General features: G+C 62.5%; 15 protein-coding genes. 5 read left to right on the top strand and 10 right to left on the bottom strand.

From position 1 onward, the window contains the following. Window positions 1-468: 468 nt before the first annotated feature. From ACTQWD_RS00950 to dnaK, 5 genes are all read right to left on the bottom strand, one after another. Window positions 469-2,769 carry a hydratase gene (locus ACTQWD_RS00950; RefSeq protein ID WP_441559055.1) on the bottom strand — a complete coding sequence of 767 codons (2,301 nt, stop codon included), beginning with the start codon at window positions 2,767-2,769 and terminating at the stop codon, window positions 469-471. 495 nt (window positions 2,770-3,264) lie between these two features. Next, window positions 3,265-3,681, bottom strand: coding sequence for a heat shock protein transcriptional repressor HspR (locus ACTQWD_RS00945; RefSeq protein WP_427719306.1), 417 nt, complete (start codon window positions 3,679-3,681; stop codon window positions 3,265-3,267). Between the two features lie 72 nt (window positions 3,682-3,753). Further along, the gene (locus tag ACTQWD_RS00940; RefSeq protein ID WP_154518131.1) at window positions 3,754-4,719 is read right to left on the bottom strand and encodes a DnaJ C-terminal domain-containing protein; all 966 of its coding nucleotides are present in this window, start codon (window positions 4,717-4,719) and stop codon (window positions 3,754-3,756) included. A gap of 107 nt (window positions 4,720-4,826) precedes the next feature. After that, a complete protein-coding gene (locus ACTQWD_RS00935) occupies window positions 4,827-5,669 on the bottom strand; it encodes a nucleotide exchange factor GrpE (protein WP_441537702.1) in 843 nt (280 codons plus the stop codon). 2 nt (window positions 5,670-5,671) lie between these two features. Further along, a complete protein-coding gene (dnaK, locus tag ACTQWD_RS00930; RefSeq protein ID WP_154518137.1) occupies window positions 5,672-7,564 on the bottom strand; it encodes a molecular chaperone DnaK in 1,893 nt (630 codons plus the stop codon). Between the two features lie 590 nt (window positions 7,565-8,154). Here dnaK and ACTQWD_RS00925 point away from each other — a divergent pair. Continuing rightward, on the top strand, window positions 8,155-8,406 hold the full coding sequence (locus ACTQWD_RS00925) for an indolepyruvate ferredoxin oxidoreductase subunit alpha (protein ID WP_158564522.1): 252 nt from the start codon (window positions 8,155-8,157) through the stop codon (window positions 8,404-8,406). 236 nt (window positions 8,407-8,642) lie between these two features. Here the strand turns inward: ACTQWD_RS00925 and ACTQWD_RS00920 are convergent, their stop codons facing one another. From ACTQWD_RS00920 to nadA, 4 genes are read right to left on the bottom strand one after another with little or no spacing between them, the layout of a single operon-like run. After that, entirely contained in the window at window positions 8,643-9,188 is a 546-nt protein-coding gene (locus tag ACTQWD_RS00920; RefSeq protein ID WP_441537703.1) for a transcription repressor NadR, read from the bottom strand. Further along, window positions 9,188-10,048, bottom strand: coding sequence for a carboxylating nicotinate-nucleotide diphosphorylase (gene nadC / locus ACTQWD_RS00915; RefSeq protein WP_441559054.1), 861 nt, complete (start codon window positions 10,046-10,048; stop codon window positions 9,188-9,190). Before nadC ends, ACTQWD_RS00920 begins: the two co-directional genes overlap by 1 nt. A 3-nt stretch (window positions 10,049-10,051) precedes the next feature. Beyond that, a complete protein-coding gene (locus ACTQWD_RS00910) occupies window positions 10,052-11,428 on the bottom strand; it encodes an L-aspartate oxidase (RefSeq protein ID WP_441559053.1) in 1,377 nt (458 codons plus the stop codon). A gap of 56 nt (window positions 11,429-11,484) precedes the next feature. Beyond that, window positions 11,485-12,510 (bottom strand): quinolinate synthase NadA, encoded by a 1,026-nt coding sequence (gene nadA, locus ACTQWD_RS00905; protein WP_154518146.1) that lies wholly within the window; start codon window positions 12,508-12,510, stop codon window positions 11,485-11,487. A gap of 194 nt (window positions 12,511-12,704) precedes the next feature. Here nadA and ACTQWD_RS00900 point away from each other — a divergent pair, with 194 nt between their 5' ends. Beyond that, window positions 12,705-12,845, top strand: coding sequence for a hypothetical protein (locus tag ACTQWD_RS00900; RefSeq protein ID WP_441041767.1), 141 nt, complete (start codon window positions 12,705-12,707; stop codon window positions 12,843-12,845). Between the two features lie 60 nt (window positions 12,846-12,905). Here ACTQWD_RS00900 and ACTQWD_RS00895 read toward each other — a convergent pair whose 3' ends face one another. Then, on the bottom strand, window positions 12,906-13,481 hold the full coding sequence (locus tag ACTQWD_RS00895) for a hypothetical protein (protein ID WP_441041769.1): 576 nt from the start codon (window positions 13,479-13,481) through the stop codon (window positions 12,906-12,908). A 136-nt stretch (window positions 13,482-13,617) separates the two neighbouring features. Between ACTQWD_RS00895 and trxA the strand changes: the two genes are divergently transcribed. From trxA to nikR, 3 genes are all read left to right on the top strand, one after another. Continuing rightward, the gene (gene trxA, locus ACTQWD_RS00890; protein WP_441067417.1) at window positions 13,618-13,938 is read left to right on the top strand and encodes a thioredoxin; all 321 of its coding nucleotides are present in this window, start codon (window positions 13,618-13,620) and stop codon (window positions 13,936-13,938) included. Between the two features lie 219 nt (window positions 13,939-14,157). Then, a complete protein-coding gene (locus tag ACTQWD_RS00885; protein ID WP_006235225.1) occupies window positions 14,158-14,406 on the top strand; it encodes a hypothetical protein in 249 nt (82 codons plus the stop codon). A gap of 1 nt (window position 14,407) precedes the next feature. Next, window positions 14,408-14,914 carry a nickel-responsive transcriptional regulator NikR gene (gene nikR / locus ACTQWD_RS00880; RefSeq protein ID WP_441054572.1) on the top strand — a complete coding sequence of 169 codons (507 nt, stop codon included), beginning with the start codon at window positions 14,408-14,410 and terminating at the stop codon, window positions 14,912-14,914. Window positions 14,915-15,028: the final 114 nt, after the last annotated feature.

Genomic DNA, 15,028 nt, shown 5'->3' with positions numbered 1-15,028 from the left:
CCGCTGCGGCCTCGTCCCCTTACTATCTCAATCTGTAACATCTAGCGGCTGTTTATGGCTCCAGATGTTACAAATCAAGATGAAATGACCAGCGGCACCCGTTTGTCTCAATCTGTAACATCTACTCGGCAAATAGAGCTCTATCTGTTACAAATCGAGACGAACAGAAGACACCCGAATCGAATATCTAAATCTGTAACACCAGGCCCACTTTTAGCGGCCAAGATGTTACAGGTCGAGACAAACGGGACCATCACAAAGGTGCCTGCCCCCTTTGTGGCGGTTCTCGACAAAAAGAAGCCGCCCCATTAACAGAGGCGGCATCAAGCAAGTCTATTTATTAGCGTCCCTCAAGACCCAACGAGAACGCAGAAATGTAGCCCGGGGCTTATCCTTTCCCGAACGCGACCCTCGCGAAGCGCGTGAGCGGGCGGGAAAGGATAAGCCCCGGGCGGACAATTAAGTGCGTTACTCGGCAGCGGCCTTGAACTTGTTGTAGTTGATCAGGCAGCCGGCCTTGACGATGGCACGCTCCTCAGCCGTCATATCGGCAATGTAGAGCTCAATCTGCTCGACCGCACCGTCGGCGCGCACCACGTAGGCGGCGATGTCCTTTAGGTCGCCGTCGAGCGCAGTGCGGATACCCGGCACAAAGACGTAGTCGCCCACCTCAAAGTTGGGCTCGGCCTCCATCTGGAAGGGCACCATGCCCCAGTTCATCACATTGGAGCGATAGCGCTTGGTGGCGTACTCGTGGACGATGTTGGCCAGACCGCCAATCACGCGCTGGCAGCTCGCGGCCTGCTCGCGGGCAGAACCGTCACCGGGCTTCTTGGCATAGAGCATGGAGCCGTACTCGGTCGCCTTGGCATCGGCCACGACGCCGGCGCCGGCCAGCGCCTCAAACACACCGGCAAGCTCGGCATCGAGTGCCGCCAGGTCGCCCGCCGCCTCGCCGGCAACGCGGCGCTTCTCCACGGCGTCGACCTCCTTGGAACGACCCACGTAGGCCGGATCGCGGCGGCTGAGCGTAAACTCTGCCAGGCCCAGCGGGTTGGAGCGGAAGGAGCTCGTCTCGCCCGAGGGAATGAGCTCGTCGGTCGTGGTGACCGGGTCCATGATCTTGGAGCACACCTTGAGCAGGATATCGTCGCCGAGAGGCTCCATCGCGGGCCACGGCTTGATGTTGGGGCCTTCGACCAGCTCGTCGGCAGGCTCGGCCTTGCCAAAGCCCCAGTACACGCGCTTTTTATACGGCGCGTCGTCAAAGGTGTACTCGCAGGCCTCATCCCAAGTCTCCTCGGGCAGGTCGGTCGCCGGCGTCAGGACGCCGCCGTTGGCAGCCGTCGCCGCAATGGAGCGAGCGTCCATTAGGGCCACGGCGCTCAGCTGACCATTGCCCGGCTTGGAACCCTCACGGTTGGGGAAGTTGCGCGTGGTGTGACGGATCGAAAGGCCGTTGTTGGCAGGCGTGTCGCCGGCACCAAAGCACGGACCGCAGAACGCCGTGCGCACGATCGCGCCGGCCTCCATAAGGTCGTAGATATAGCCACGGCGCGTAAGTTCGAGCGCCACGGGCTGGCTCGTGGGATAGACCGACAGCGAGAACTCGCCGCAGCCGGTGTTGGCGCCCTTGAGCACGCGGGCAGCCTGGACCACGGAGTCGTAGTTGCCGCCCGAGCAGCCGGCGATAACGCCCTGTTGCACGTGAAGCTTGCCGTCGACGATCTTGTCGAGCAGGCTAAAGTGCGTCTTGCCCTCGCCGATCTTGGCGGCCTCGAGCTCCACCTCATGCAGGATGTCCTCGAGGTTCTCGTTGAGCTCCTCGATCTCAAAGCCGTTGGAAGGATGGAATGGCAGCGCGATCATGGGCTTGATGCTCGACAGATCGACCTCGACGCAACCGTCGTAGTAGGCGACATCGGCGGGCTTGAGCTCGCGGTAGTCGTCGCCGCGACCGTGCATGGCCAAAAACGCGTGCGTGTCCTCGTCGGTGGCCCAGATGCTCGACAGGCAGGTGGTCTCGGTGGTCATGACGTCGACGCCGTTGCGGTAATCGGTCGTCATGCTCGCGATACCCGGGCCCACAAACTCCATGACCTTGTTCTTGACATAGCCCTTGGCAAAGACGGCACGGATGATGGCGAGCGCCACGTCGTGCGGGCCGACGCCGGGACGCGGGGCGCCCGTGAGGTAGATAGCGACGACGCCGGGATAGGCAACGTCGTAGGTGTCGCGCAGCAACTGCTTTGCCAGCTCGCCGCCGCCCTCGCCCACGGCCATGGTGCCCAGGGCGCCATAGCGGGTGTGCGAGTCGGAGCCCAGGATCATCTTGCCGCAACCGGCGAAGTTCTCGCGCATAAAGGAGTGGATGACGGCGATGTGCGGCGGAACGAAGATGCCGCCGTACTTTTTGGCCGCGGAAAGGCCAAAGACGTGGTCGTCCTCGTTGATGGTGCCGCCCACGGCGCACAGCGAGTTATGGCAGTTAGTGAGCACGTAGGGCAGCGGGAACTGCTCCATGCCCGAGGCGCGCGCCGTCTGGATGATGCCGACGAAGGTGATGTCGTGGCTCGCCATGGCATCGAAGCGAATCTTGAGCGCCTCGGGGTCGCCGGACGTATTGTGTGCCTGGAGGATCGAATACGCGATGGTGCCGCGCTTGGCATCCTCGGGCGTCTGCGTAATACCGCGCTCGGCAGCCTCGGCCGCAGGCACAACCTCGCTGCCGCCGCGCAGGTAGATGCCGTCCTCGTACAGCTTGACCATACTGTCTCCCACTCTGCCCAAAAGATTTGGGCGCATAGCATGCATTCGTTCAATATCGTGCCATAGAACGGTTGCGAATGGGTTACGAATCTGCACGTTCACTTTATCTTGGTAAAGCACAGGACGAGCCCGATGTGGATCAGCAGATTTGGTGCAAGAGCGTCCCTTTCGACTAGTCATTTAAGAACGTCCCCAATGACTACTCTGGCAACGGCAGCGAGCGGGCCGCATTCGGAGCAAGGCAACGCCGCAGGTAGAGGACGGACAGCGAGCGGGCCGCATTTCCAAAGTGAGGAACGTCCCCAAGTGCCGCATCCGGACCATGGCAACGCCGCAGGTAGAGGACGGACAGCGAGCGACGTCCAGAGCGAACAAGTTGGCATGAAAAAGGCAAGGCATAGACCTTCTGGTCATGCCTTGCCTTTTGAATGACAAATTGTCGCTCTGGGCGGCGCGCAGCGTCGACCGGTCCGCCGTTCGTTAGAACGGCGGAACCTAGAGATCCCCGCCGGCTCCCAGTAGCTTGCGCATGACCTGTTCGGGATTAACCGAGCCATCGCGCGGGGCCAGGGAGGTGATCTTCTTCTGCATCTTGTACTCGTGCAGCTCGTCCTCGAGCTGGCGCATGCGGGCGCGGAGCTTTTCGTTCTCGCGCTCGCGCTCCTCGGCACGCTCCTTCATATCGAGGATACGCACCACGCCGGCAAGGTTGATGCCCTCGTCGGTCAGCTGGTTGATGAGCTCCAGGCGCTCGATATCGGCACGCGAATACAGGCGCGTGTTGCCGCCCGAGCGCTGGGGGTTCACCAGGCCCTTGGACTCGTAGACGCGCAGAGTCTGCGGATGCATGCCGGTCAGCTCGGCCGCCACGCTGATCATGTACAGCGGTTTGTTCCTATTGTCCTCGGCCATGCTACCTGACCCCTTTCCGTCTCGTTATCGTCCATCATAAGCCCGCGGGCGTGGGCGTGCACCGCGACCGCCCTAGAACGTCGCCTTGTAACGGTTGACCTTCTCGCGGTAGTCGCGCGTGTCGGCCTCGCGCAGCTTGGTCATGGCATCGCGCTCGTCATCGGATAGGTTCGTGGGAACCTGTACCTTGATCTCGACGAGCAGCGCGCCCGTACGGCCACGGTGCTTAACGTCGGGCGCCCCCATCTCCTTAAAGCGGAACTTCTTGCCCGTCTGGGTACCCGCAGGCACTTTCAAACGGACCGTCGCACCGCCGGGCGTGGGCACGTCCACCGTGCAGCCGAGCGCCGCCTCGTAGACCGAGACCGGTACCTCCATGGTCACGTCGGCGCCTTTGCGCTTAAACAGCGGGTGCTCCTCCACATGCGTGGTCACGACCAGGTCGCCGCGCTCGCCACCGGCGACGCCATACTCGCCGCGACGCTTGTAGCGTAGCTTGCCGCCGTCGACCGCGCCCGCGGGCACCGAGACCGTAATGGTCTGCTGCTCGCCTGTCGAGGGAATGCGATAGGTGACCTTGTGCGTCACGCCGCGAAACGCGTCCTCGGCCGTCACATCGACGGTCAGCGACAGGTCGCCGCCCTTGCGAGCGCGGCTGCGACCCGCGCCGGCACCGGCAGCGCCCGCAGCCCCGGCAAAGCCCGAGCCCCAATCGCTGCCCCAGGCGCCGTTGCCGCTAAAGATGCTGTCGAAGATGTCGCCCCAGCCGCTGGCACCCGCGCCGGCACCGTAGCCGCCGCCATACGCGCCGCCTGCGCCCGGCATGCCGCCAAACATGAGCATCTGGTCGTACTCTTTGCGCTTCTTCTCGTCCGAAAGCGTCTCGTAGGCCTCGCTGATCTCCTTGAACTTGGCCTCGTCGCCGCCGGCGTCAGGGTGATATTTTTGCGCGAGCTTGCGAAACGCGCTCTTGATCTCTTTGTCGGAGGCGCTCTTGGATACGCCCAGGATGTCATAGAAGGTTTTGCCTGCAGCCATCGTAGCTCCTCTCCTGTTTTATCCGTCGCCCAGCGGGCGGCGGTTCATGCTTTCATATGGCACTAGGCCAGAAAGGGCCCCGGGTGTTGCCCCGGGGCCCTTCTCAATTACTCCTCGGCGCTCTCGGCCGTATCGGCCGCAGCATCCTCGGGCGCCGCTTCGGGCTCCGGTGCGGGGCGCTTTTCGCCACCGTAGGTCACCGTCACCATCGCGGAACGCAGGATGCGGTCCGCCATGCGGTAGCCCTTCTGGTACACGTCGTTGACGGTCTCGTCGTACTGCGACGAGTCCTCGACGCGACCCACAGCCTGGTGCTCGAGCGGATCGAACGCCTCGCCCTTGGGGTCGATGGGCTCAACGCCCTCGTGCGCAAACACATCGAGTAGCTTGGCATGCACCGCGTCGACGCCGTCGACGAACTGCTTAAAGTCGTCGGCAAGCTCTTGGCTGCGGGCATGGTCGATCGCGCGCTCGATATCGTCGACCACCGGCAGCAGCGCAGTGACAAGCTTCTCGGTCGCGCGCTCACGCTCGGCGATACGCTCGCTGGCGGTGCGGCGACGGAAGTTCTCCCAGTCGGCCTGCAGACGGGCGGTGCGCTCGGTGGCGTCCTTCGCCTTGTCCTCGGCAGCCTTCTGAGCCTCTGTCGCAGCATCGAGCTCATTGCGCACGTCGGCAAGCTCCTTCTGGGCCTGCTCGAACTTGAGCTTAAAGTCGTTGTCGGCGGCTTCCTCACCGGCGCGGATAGCGGCTTCCACCATCTCGTCCTCGGTCATCGTCGCCTCCTTGTTGGAATCCTCTACCTGGTTCTCGACAGCCTCGGCGGCCTCGGCCTCGTTGGCCTCGGTATCGTCGACGGCCTCTACGGGAATCTTCACGTCCTTCTCCTCAGAGTCAACGGGGGCGGCTCCAACGGCAGCCGCCTCCGTGCGAGCTTTACGGGCGGACATGATTACTTGTCCTCGTCGTCCACAACCTCGTAGTCGGCGTCGACGACGTCATCGTCGGCAGGCTGGGCGCCGGCGGCACCGTCGGTCTGCTGCTGAGCGTCGGCGTAGACAACCTGAGCCAGCTCGTAGGCCACGGACTGCAGGGACTCGCCAGCTGCCTTGATGGCCTCGACGTCAGAGCCCTCGAGCGCCTTCTTGGCATCGGCGATAGCGGCCTCGGCCTTGGACTTCACGTCGGCGGAAACCTTGTCGCCCAGCTCGTTGAGGGTCTGCTCGGTGGAGTAGCACAGGCTGTCGGTCTGGTTGCGGACCTCGACCTCTTCCTTCTGCTTCTTGTCCTCCTCGGCATGAGCCTCGGCGTCCTTGACCATACGATCGACTTCTTCGTCGGACAGAGCGGTGGAGCCGGAGATGGTGATCTGCTGCTCCTTGCCGGTGCCCTTGTCCTTAGCGGAGACCTTGACGATGCCGTTGGCGTCGATGTCGAAGGTGACCTCGATCTGCGGCACGCCGCGGCGGGCAGCCGGGATACCGGTCAGCTGGAACTTACCGAGCGACTTGTTGTCGCGGGCAAGTTCGCGCTCGCCCTGGAGCACGTTGATCTCGACGCTGGTCTGGTTGTCGGCAGCGGTGGAGTAGACCTCGGTCTTGGAGGTCGGAATCGTGGTGTTGCGGTCGATCATCTTGGTCATGATGCCGCCCATGGTCTCGACGCCCAGCGACAGCGGGGTAACGTCGAGCAGCAGGATGCCCTCGACGTCGCCGGTGAGCACGCCGCCCTGGACGGCAGCGCCGTCGGCAACGACCTCGTCGGGGTTCACGGACATGTTGGGCTGCTTGCCGGTCATAGTCTTGACGAGCTCCTGGACGGCAGGCATACGGGTGGAGCCGCCGACGAGGATGACCTCGGTCAGATCGGAGAGCTTAAGGTTAGCGTCGCGCAGGGCGTTGGTGACAGGCTGCTTGCAGCGCTCGAGCAGGTCGCGGGTGATCTTCTCGAACTCGGCGCGGGTCAGCGTGTAGTTGAGGTGCAGCGGGCCGGACTGGTTCATGGTGATGAACGGCAGGTTGATAGTGGACTGCTGGGCGGCGGAGAGCTCCTTCTTGGCGTTCTCGGCGGCCTCCTTCAGACGCTGCAGGGCCATGGGGTCCTGACGCAAGTCGACACCGTTCTCCTGCTGGAACTTATCGGCCATCCAGTCGATGACGCGCTGATCCCAGTCGTCGCCGCCCAGGTGGTTGTCGCCCGAGGTGGACAGAACCTCAAACACGCCGTCGGCGAGGTCGAGGATGGAGACGTCGAAGGTACCGCCGCCCAGGTCGAAGACCAGGATGCGCTGGTCGGAGCCCTGCTTGTCCAGACCATAGGCCAAAGCGGCAGCGGTCGGCTCGTTGACGATACGCTTAACGTTGAGGCCGGCGATCTTACCGGCGTCCTTGGTGGCCTGGCGCTGGGCGTCGTTGAAGTAGGCCGGGACGGTGATGACGGCGTCGGTGACGGTCTCGCCCAGATACTTCTCGGCGTCGGCCTTCATCTTTGCGAGCGTCATGGCGCTCACCTGCTCGGCGGTGTATTCCTTGCCCTCGATGTCGACGACGGCACGGCCACCCTGGCCCTCCTTGACCTCATACGGCACGGTCTTGAGCTCGGAGGTGCACTCGGAGTACTTGCGGCCCATGAAGCGCTTGATGGAGAACACGGTGTTCTTGGGGTTGGTGACCGCCTGGTTCTTAGCGGCCTTGCCCACGACGCGATCACCGTCGGCACGGAAGCCCACGACAGACGGGGTGGTGCGGTCGCCCTCGGCGTTCACGATGATGGTCGGAGAACCGCCCTCGAGAACGGCCATTGCGGAGTTAGTAGTACCAAGGTCGATACCAAGAATCTTGCCCATTAGAAATTCCCTCTCTCTTGTGCGTTTGCACCGACTCGGCGGTCTGCCAAGCGGTCTTTCGGTTTGTCTTTCAGGATGTAGTGTATCCCCTTATGGACCGGAATATACAAAATCTAAGTCAATTCATATAAGATTTCTTATCACTTAGAGTTTAGGTTCTCGAATGCGCAGGTAGATGCGCTGATTGAGTTCTCGGCAAATCTATCGAAATCTATGTAGAGATGGCTGAGGTTTGGGCCGGGGGTGCCTGGGGCTGCTTTACGGAAAGCTCGTCCCGGTTTGAGCGTGGATTCCGGGTCGTAGTTTCCGTCTGAAGGCTCAACCGGAAACCATATCCCGTTTTGAGAGCTGATACCGGGTCGCAGTTTCCGCTAGCGGACCCAACCGGAAACTGCGACCCGTTTTTCGACCAGATAACGGGATGCGCTTTCCGAAAGCCCACTCAATTGCTCAATAATTCGAGTCACCTTTATCTAACATTTGCTCAGCTCACCAGCCTCACCTGTGCGTTTCTTAGTAAGCCTTGGCATACTCGGCGAATGGTATGAAGATGCCGGCCAGAGGGTATTGCAAACGGTCGCTCACGTGGTATGTTTTTGCCCGAATCAAACCGGCGCGCATCGCCTGTAGCGTCGGTCAACAGAGAGGAAACTACCATGGCTCATCCCGTAATTGATGCCGACGAGTGCATCGCTTGTGGCGTTTGCGTCGACTCCTGCCCCGCTGGCGTTCTGGAGCTCCAGGACGTCGCTACCGTTGCTGACGAGGACTCCTGCGTCGCCTGTGGCGCTTGCCAGGACGCTTGCCCCGCCGGCGCGATCACCGAGATCGTCGAGGAGTAACAACTCCCCCACTTGCACACTCACAAGTACACCGTGCACAAAAAAGAGGCCTCCGCATCGCCGCAGAGGCCTCTTTTTTGTGCGGATAGCTAATTTGGCACCGTCGCAGGTTGAGCATAAGTCAGCGAAAACGCCCCTAAGCGAGCAAGGTGACGTGAAAGAGAAGGGAAGCGTACTTTTGTACGCGACCGACGATTGAACGTCAGATTGCCGCTTAGGGGCGTTTGCAGCGTCGGCTACGATAGATCGTCTTCGTAGGGCATCAGGTCTGCCAGATAGCCCCTCTCCTTGAGCATAGCCTCGATCTCGTCGAGGGTTTGCTCATCCTCTGCCGCGATGCGATGGAAGTGATAGCCGCTCGTCACCGTTAGTAGTGGAAAGCTCTTGCCGCTCTCGATATCGTGCAGGTAGCGCTCAACATCGCGACGATTGCGGATGTCCAGGTCGGCCGTGATCTTACCGTACACGCGGTGGTTGACGATTACGTTGAGCACGGCGCCTCCGGCGTCGACGATACTCGTGAGCTCATCGCCTGCCTGCTCCACGCTATGGCGAACCTTGACCAGGCGCGTGGGCACGGCGGGGCTGCTGGGGGCCTCCTGCAGCACGTAGCCGCGATTGGTCGCCACGATATCGTGCCCATCGGCGCGCAGCAGGGCGATGTCTTGCACGACAACCTGGCGGCTAACACCCACCTCGCGAGCAAGCGTACTGCCGGAGACGGGGTCTTTGGCTCGTTCGAGCACGCCCATGATGGCACGGCGACGCTCGCGGGCGTCCATTATTTACCGTCCAGCAGACGCAGGTGCTTAAGCGAGAGGTCGAGAATCGGCGCAGAGTGCGTCAACGCCCCCGAGCTAATAAAGTCAACGCCCAGGTCGGCAAGCGCACGGATATTGCTGGCATCCACGTTGCCCGAACACTCGGTCTTGGCGCGACCGGCAATAAGCTCAATCGCGGCAGCCATGTCATCGTGGGTCATGTTGTCGAGCATGATGATGTCGGCACCGGCCTCCACGGCCTCGCGTACCATGTCCAGGTTCTCGCACTCGATCTCGACCGTCGCGGTAAACGATGCATGGGCGCGCGCCATCTCGATCGCACGCGTCACGCCGCCGGCGGCATCGATGTGGTTGTCCTTGAGCATGACAGCCGTCGACAGGTTGTAGCGGTGGTTGCTGCCGCCGCCGATCTCGACCGCGGCCTTCTCGAAGACGCGCATACCCGGCGTGGTCTTGCGCGTGTCGACGAGCACGGTCTTGGTGCCCTCGAGCGCCGCAGCCATCTGGTGCGTATAGGTAGCGATACCGCTCATGCGCTGCAGGTAGTTGAGCGCCACGCGCTCGCCCGAAAGCAGCACGCGCGCATCGCCGCGTACCTGGCCCACATGGTCGCCCGCGTGCACCTCGTCGCCATCGGCAACATCAAACAGCACCGAGCTCTGCGAATCCAGCAGCGCAAAGGTACGAGCGAACACATCCAGGCCCGCGATGATGCCATCGGCCTTGGCGATGAGCTCCACCGTGGCGGGACGCGCCGTGGGGCACACGCTCGCCGTGCTCACGTCCTCAAACGTAATGTCCTCGCGCAGAGCCTGCAGAATCAGATCATCGACGACGAGCTTCATGGTAATGGGGTTCATGGTCTACTCCTCCACGGCCTGCGTGCCGGCGGCACGGGCCAAATCATCGATTGCCAGGGTGTCGGCGCTCAGGGCGCGATGACGGCCATCGAGCGCGGGCTCGCCCGCCTGCTCCACGGCGAGCGACTCGCCGGTACGCATGTGCCACGCGGCGCGACGACCCCAGACCAGCGCCTCGAGCAGGCTGTTTGATGCAAGGCGGTTCTTGCCGTGAACGCCGTTGCAGGCCGTCTCGCCGGCGGCGTAGAGCTCGGGCATCGAGGTGTGGCCGTCCTTGTCGACCCACACGCCGCCCATAAAGTAGTGCTGCGTGGGCGTAACGGGGATGGGCTCGTCCAAGATGTCGCGGCCGTCCTCCAGGCAGCGTGCGCGAATGTTGGCAAAGTGTCCGGTTACCACGTCGCGCTCAACGGGGGCAAAGCTCAGCCACTCGTGCTCGGTACCATCCTGCTTCATCTGCTCGCGAATAGCGGCGGCGACCACATCGCGCGGCTGAAGCTCGTCGGTAAAACGCTCGCCGGCGGCGTTAAGCAAAATCGCGCCCTCGCCGCGGCAGCTTTCGCTGATCAGGAAGGTGCGGCCCGGCTGCGGCGAGAACAGTCCCGTGGGGTGAATCTGCACGTAGTCCAGGTGCTCCATCTTAATGCCATGCTCCTGGGCGATGTAGCAGGCATCGCCCGTGAGCTGCGGGTAGTTGGTCGAGTGGTCGTACACGCCGCCGATACCGCCTGTCGCCCACAGCGTGTGGCGGGCATGGATCTTAAACGGCTCGCCGGCATGCACGCCCTCGGCGGCATTTGCCAGCTCGTCGGCGGGGCGAACCGAGTTGTCCTCGTCCACGGGAACGGCGACGACGCCGAGGCACGCCGTGGCGCCATCACGCTCGCCCGTCAGAATGTCGGTCATGGCCACGTGCTCCAAAATCTGCACGTTATCCAGCTTGCGAACGGCCTGGAGGAGCTTGGTCGTGATCTCCTTGCCCGTAATGTCGGCATGGAAGGCAATGCGCGGGCGGCTGTGCGCACCCTCGCGGGTAAAGTCGAGGCTGCCGTCGGCCTTGCGCTCAAAGTCCACGCCCATGGCCAGCAGGTCGTTGATGACCGAGCGGCTCGAGCGGATCATGATGTCGACGCTCTCGCGGCGGTTGTCGTAGTGGCCGGCGTGCATGGTGTCCTCAAAGAAGGCGTCGTAGTCAGAGCCTTCGGGAAGCACGCAGATACCGCCCTGCGCGAGCATCGAATCGCACTCGTCGACAGCGCCCTTGGAGAGCATGATCACGCGCGTGCTCGTCGGCAGATTGAGGGCCGCGTATAGGCCCGCCACGCCGCAACCGGCAATGACGACGTCGCACTCCATGTCGGGGCATTGTTTGGTTTCCACAGGAATCCTCTCCCTTGTAATGTGACATAAGGGATGGTCCCTCATGTCACATCGTTCTAGCGAGCCGCGTATTCGAGCATGCGGTCGAGCGTGAGCTTGGCCTGGTCGGCGGCCTCATCCGACACGCCGATCTGCACCTCGCCCTCGCCCGTCTCCAGGCAGCGCACGAGCTTTTCGAGCGTGATGAGATCCATGTTGACGCAGGTGGGCTGCACCGCGGGGAAGTAGAACTTTTTGCCGGTGCCCTGACAGCGGCGCTCGAGCTCGTAGAGCACGCCGCGGACCGTCACGATGATGAACTCGCTCGCGTCCGACTCCTCGGCATACTTGATGATGCCGGCAGTGGAGCCGATGTAGTCGGCCTCGGCCAGGACGTCGGCCTTGCACTCGGGGTGCGCCAGCACGAGCGCGTCGGGGTGCGCCTCCTGTGCGTCGACGATCTGCTCGACGGTGATGATGTGATGGCGCGGGCAGTAGCCGTTGTTGAGGATGACGTGCTTTTGGGGCACCTGCTCGGCCACAAAGCGGCCCAGGTTCTGGTCGGGAATGAACAAGATGTGCTGCTGCGGCAGCTCGGAGACGATCTTGACGGCGTTAGAGCTGGTAACGCACACGTCACTCCAGCTCTTGATCTCGACCGTCGAGTTGACGTAACACACCACGGCCAGGTCGTCGCCATATTCGGCGCGCGCCGCGTCGACCGTCTCGTGCTTAACCATGTGCGCCATGGGACAGTCCGCGCCCGGCTCGGGCAGCAGTACGGTCTTGGTGGGGTTGAGCAGCTTGGCGCTCTCGCCCATAAACTCCACGCCGCACAGCACGATAGTCTGCTGCGGCAGGCTCTTGGCGAGCTTTGCCAGGTAGAAGCTGTCGCCGACGAAATCGGCCACAGCCTGAACCTCGGGCGCCACATAATAGTGCGCCAGGATCACTGCGTCACGTTGGGTTTTTAGCTGATGAATGGCCTCGACGAGCTCTGCGGGCACCAGTGCCGCGCGCTCCGTTGCCGTCGTTGCCGATGCCAGGCCGGCCGCGATATCGCGTGCAAGCTCCGATGCATCCATGTTCGCGCTCTGTGCCATCAAGGCCCCTCTCTTTTGGCGAATCTTGGGGCTTTAGTATGACACCTGGCTTTACAGCTGACAAGACAGCTGTAAAGCCAGGTGTAAAGTTGGAATAAGGATTCAATCTTGGGGCGGGTCCATTTTCGAACTGGCAAGCTGAGGACAGTCGAGCTCTCGATAACGCAGGAGGCATCTTTGGACGGCCGCCGCGCATGGTCGACGGCATGCCCGTGACCCAGCATGCGGGCCACGGCTTTGACACCAAGAGCATCAAGTTCGCCGTCGAGCGCATGAACGGCAACTGCCAGTTTCGCATTCACGGCAATCGGTTTGAGCTTCGCGCAGTGATGTAAGGGCGCGACAAGTCGGCGCCGCGCTCGACCCATCAGGACCGCCTTGCCGGCGCCAGTCCGCTACAGCGGTGCGGCGGCCGGGGTCAGCTGCTTGATGTAGGCCCACATGCGCTGCTTGGCGGCCTTGTCGGTCAGCGCGGCCTCAAAGCCGTCGAGCGCGAGTACGCGACGACCCTGCACGTGGGCGACCAAGCCGGGCTTGAGCATGGCGGTATCAAAGTCGTCGATCGCCACGAGCATGTCTGCGTAGGTCTCGCGCATGGTATCGGCCGCGCGATCGTCCAGCAGCAGGACCGCCTCGGGGTCCAAGGCCTCGAGCGCCTCGCGGAACAGCTCGCACGGCAGGTCCTCGCCTATCGCAACCGCTCCGTCGCCCGCGCCGGCAACACTTGCCAGCACGCAGAAATCCTCGGGCGCGTAACCGATGGCGCCGAGCGCCTTACGCAACGCGGCGCCGTCTGGACCGGCAGCCAGCTCGCCACCCGCACGCTCGGCATCGTCTAAATCTCCTTTTACCAGCACAATCGGCGAGCACGCGTTGCCCGCGATACGCACGCCGCGGCCCGCGAGCGATGCGAGCTCCTGCTCGGCCGCCTGGGCGATGGCTTCTTTTTTCTGGCTTTGTGACGTGGGCATGCGCTCTCCAATCGTTTGCGTGCCCACCATTATATAAAAGAGCCGCCCGCGAGTGGTTGCATTGCGGGCCGTTGGGTATAAGCACGGTCGTACTGAGTTTTACGCGGCCGAGCCGCGTCGCACTATGGAGGTCACTATGGCTGACATTAAGCAGATTACCCCCGAGAATTTCGATTCCATCGTTGACGGCAGCCTTCCCGTGCTGGTTGATTTTTGGGCACCGTGGTGCGGTCCCTGCCGCTCGCTCTCGCCTATCGTTGACGAAGTGGCCGACGAGCTGGCCGGCAAGATTACCGTCGCCAAATGCAACGTCGACGACAATCAGGACCTGGCCATGAAGTTTGGCGTCATGAGCATCCCCACGCTGGTTGTCTTTAAGAACGGCGAGGAAATCGACCGCTCCGTCGGTGCGCTGCCCAAGGCCAGGCTGCAGGCGCTGCTGGAGAAGCACCTGTAATACGCCGGTCACGCGCTGCCGTCCATGAGTGGTTTTGTGCCGCTCGCCGGAGAGCCGGGTGTTGAGCCCGCGACCACGGATAGTATGGTAATCACAAACAGCCCCCAGTGAACGGGTGCGAGTCAGACGGACTCGCACCCGTTTTCTTATGCGGCGATGCGCAAAGCGGGCGTAGTAGAATCTGAACCACTGATTAGACCCGTACAAAAGGAGATTCCCATGCATGACGTCGGAATGAACATGAGCCAGCTTGCCATGAGCGTCAAGCAGGTCGACGACACCATTGAGCTCGCTCACGAGTGGAGCCATCAGCTGCTGCATGCGACCGAGAACTTTGACATGGAGCGCATTGGCGCCAAGCTCGAGGCCGCCATGGCGGCGCTCCACGAGGCGCACGATGCGCTCGAGGGCTACGAGGAGGCCATCGAGGCCGACCATAACTCCGTTGGCTCCGTAAAGCTGGTGTAGCGTGGCCGAGCACGAGCACGCCTGCGAGCACGAGCATCCGCACGGGCCGACCGGCGACGTGGGCTGCCGCCTCAGCGGCTCCGCCTCCGAGCTGGTCCGTTTTTCGGTCACCGCGCCCGACGACCTGTTGCGCCGCTTTGACGAGCAAATCGCGCGCCGCGGCGACGTTGCCAACCGCTCCGAGGCCGTGCGCGACCTGATTCGCGCCTCCATTGCCAAGGAGCAGATGCGAACGCCCGACGAGCAGGTCATCGGGTCGCTCACCATGATTTACGACCATCACACCGGCGACCTGACGCGCCGCCTGGACGAGGTGCAGCACGACTACACCAACGAGATTGTCTCGACCATGCACGTGCATCTGGACCACCACAACTGCTTGGAGATTCTGGCGCTTAAGGGTCGCGGCGAACGTGTCTACGAGCTGGCCGACCGTCTGCTGGGCCTGCGCGGCGTTAAACACGGCGAGCTCACCTGCGCCGCCACCGAGCAGAGCCTGGGGCTGTAGCGGGTCTTTGCGCGGCGCACCTGCCAAGAAGGGACAGGTTTGTTTTGGCAGGTTTAACGTTTTACCTACCAAAATAAACCTGTCCCTTTTTGGCAGGTCTCGATGAAGGAGGGT

The organism is Collinsella sp. LCP19S3_B6 (assembly GCF_052121815.1).
In the GTDB taxonomy this organism is placed as follows: domain Bacteria; phylum Actinomycetota; class Coriobacteriia; order Coriobacteriales; family Coriobacteriaceae; genus Collinsella.
The sequence above is the reverse complement of the archived record's forward strand: the minus strand, read 5'-3'. Positions and strand labels throughout refer to the sequence as shown.

Coding starts and splice junctions, on each gene's coding strand:
- ACTQWD_RS00950 (WP_441559055.1), bottom strand. CDS start 2,769: ATGGTCAAGCTGTACGAGGACGGCATCTACCTGCGCGGCGGCAGCGAG.
- ACTQWD_RS00945 (WP_427719306.1), bottom strand. CDS start 3,681: ATGGCCGAGGACAATAGGAACAAACCGCTGTACATGATCAGCGTGGCG.
- ACTQWD_RS00940 (WP_154518131.1), bottom strand. CDS start 4,719: ATGGCTGCAGGCAAAACCTTCTATGACATCCTGGGCGTATCCAAGAGC.
- ACTQWD_RS00935 (WP_441537702.1), bottom strand. CDS start 5,669: ATGTCCGCCCGTAAAGCTCGCACGGAGGCGGCTGCCGTTGGAGCCGCC.
- dnaK (WP_154518137.1), bottom strand. CDS start 7,564: ATGGGCAAGATTCTTGGTATCGACCTTGGTACTACTAACTCCGCAATG.
- ACTQWD_RS00925 (WP_158564522.1), top strand. CDS start 8,155: ATGTTTTTGCCCGAATCAAACCGGCGCGCATCGCCTGTAGCGTCGGTC.
- ACTQWD_RS00920 (WP_441537703.1), bottom strand. CDS start 9,188: ATGGACGCCCGCGAGCGTCGCCGTGCCATCATGGGCGTGCTCGAACGA.
- nadC (WP_441559054.1), bottom strand. CDS start 10,048: ATGAACCCCATTACCATGAAGCTCGTCGTCGATGATCTGATTCTGCAG.
- nadA (WP_154518146.1), bottom strand. CDS start 12,510: ATGGCACAGAGCGCGAACATGGATGCATCGGAGCTTGCACGCGATATC.
- ACTQWD_RS00900 (WP_441041767.1), top strand. CDS start 12,705: ATGGTCGACGGCATGCCCGTGACCCAGCATGCGGGCCACGGCTTTGAC.
- ACTQWD_RS00895 (WP_441041769.1), bottom strand. CDS start 13,481: ATGCCCACGTCACAAAGCCAGAAAAAAGAAGCCATCGCCCAGGCGGCC.
- trxA (WP_441067417.1), top strand. CDS start 13,618: ATGGCTGACATTAAGCAGATTACCCCCGAGAATTTCGATTCCATCGTT.
- ACTQWD_RS00885 (WP_006235225.1), top strand. CDS start 14,158: ATGCATGACGTCGGAATGAACATGAGCCAGCTTGCCATGAGCGTCAAG.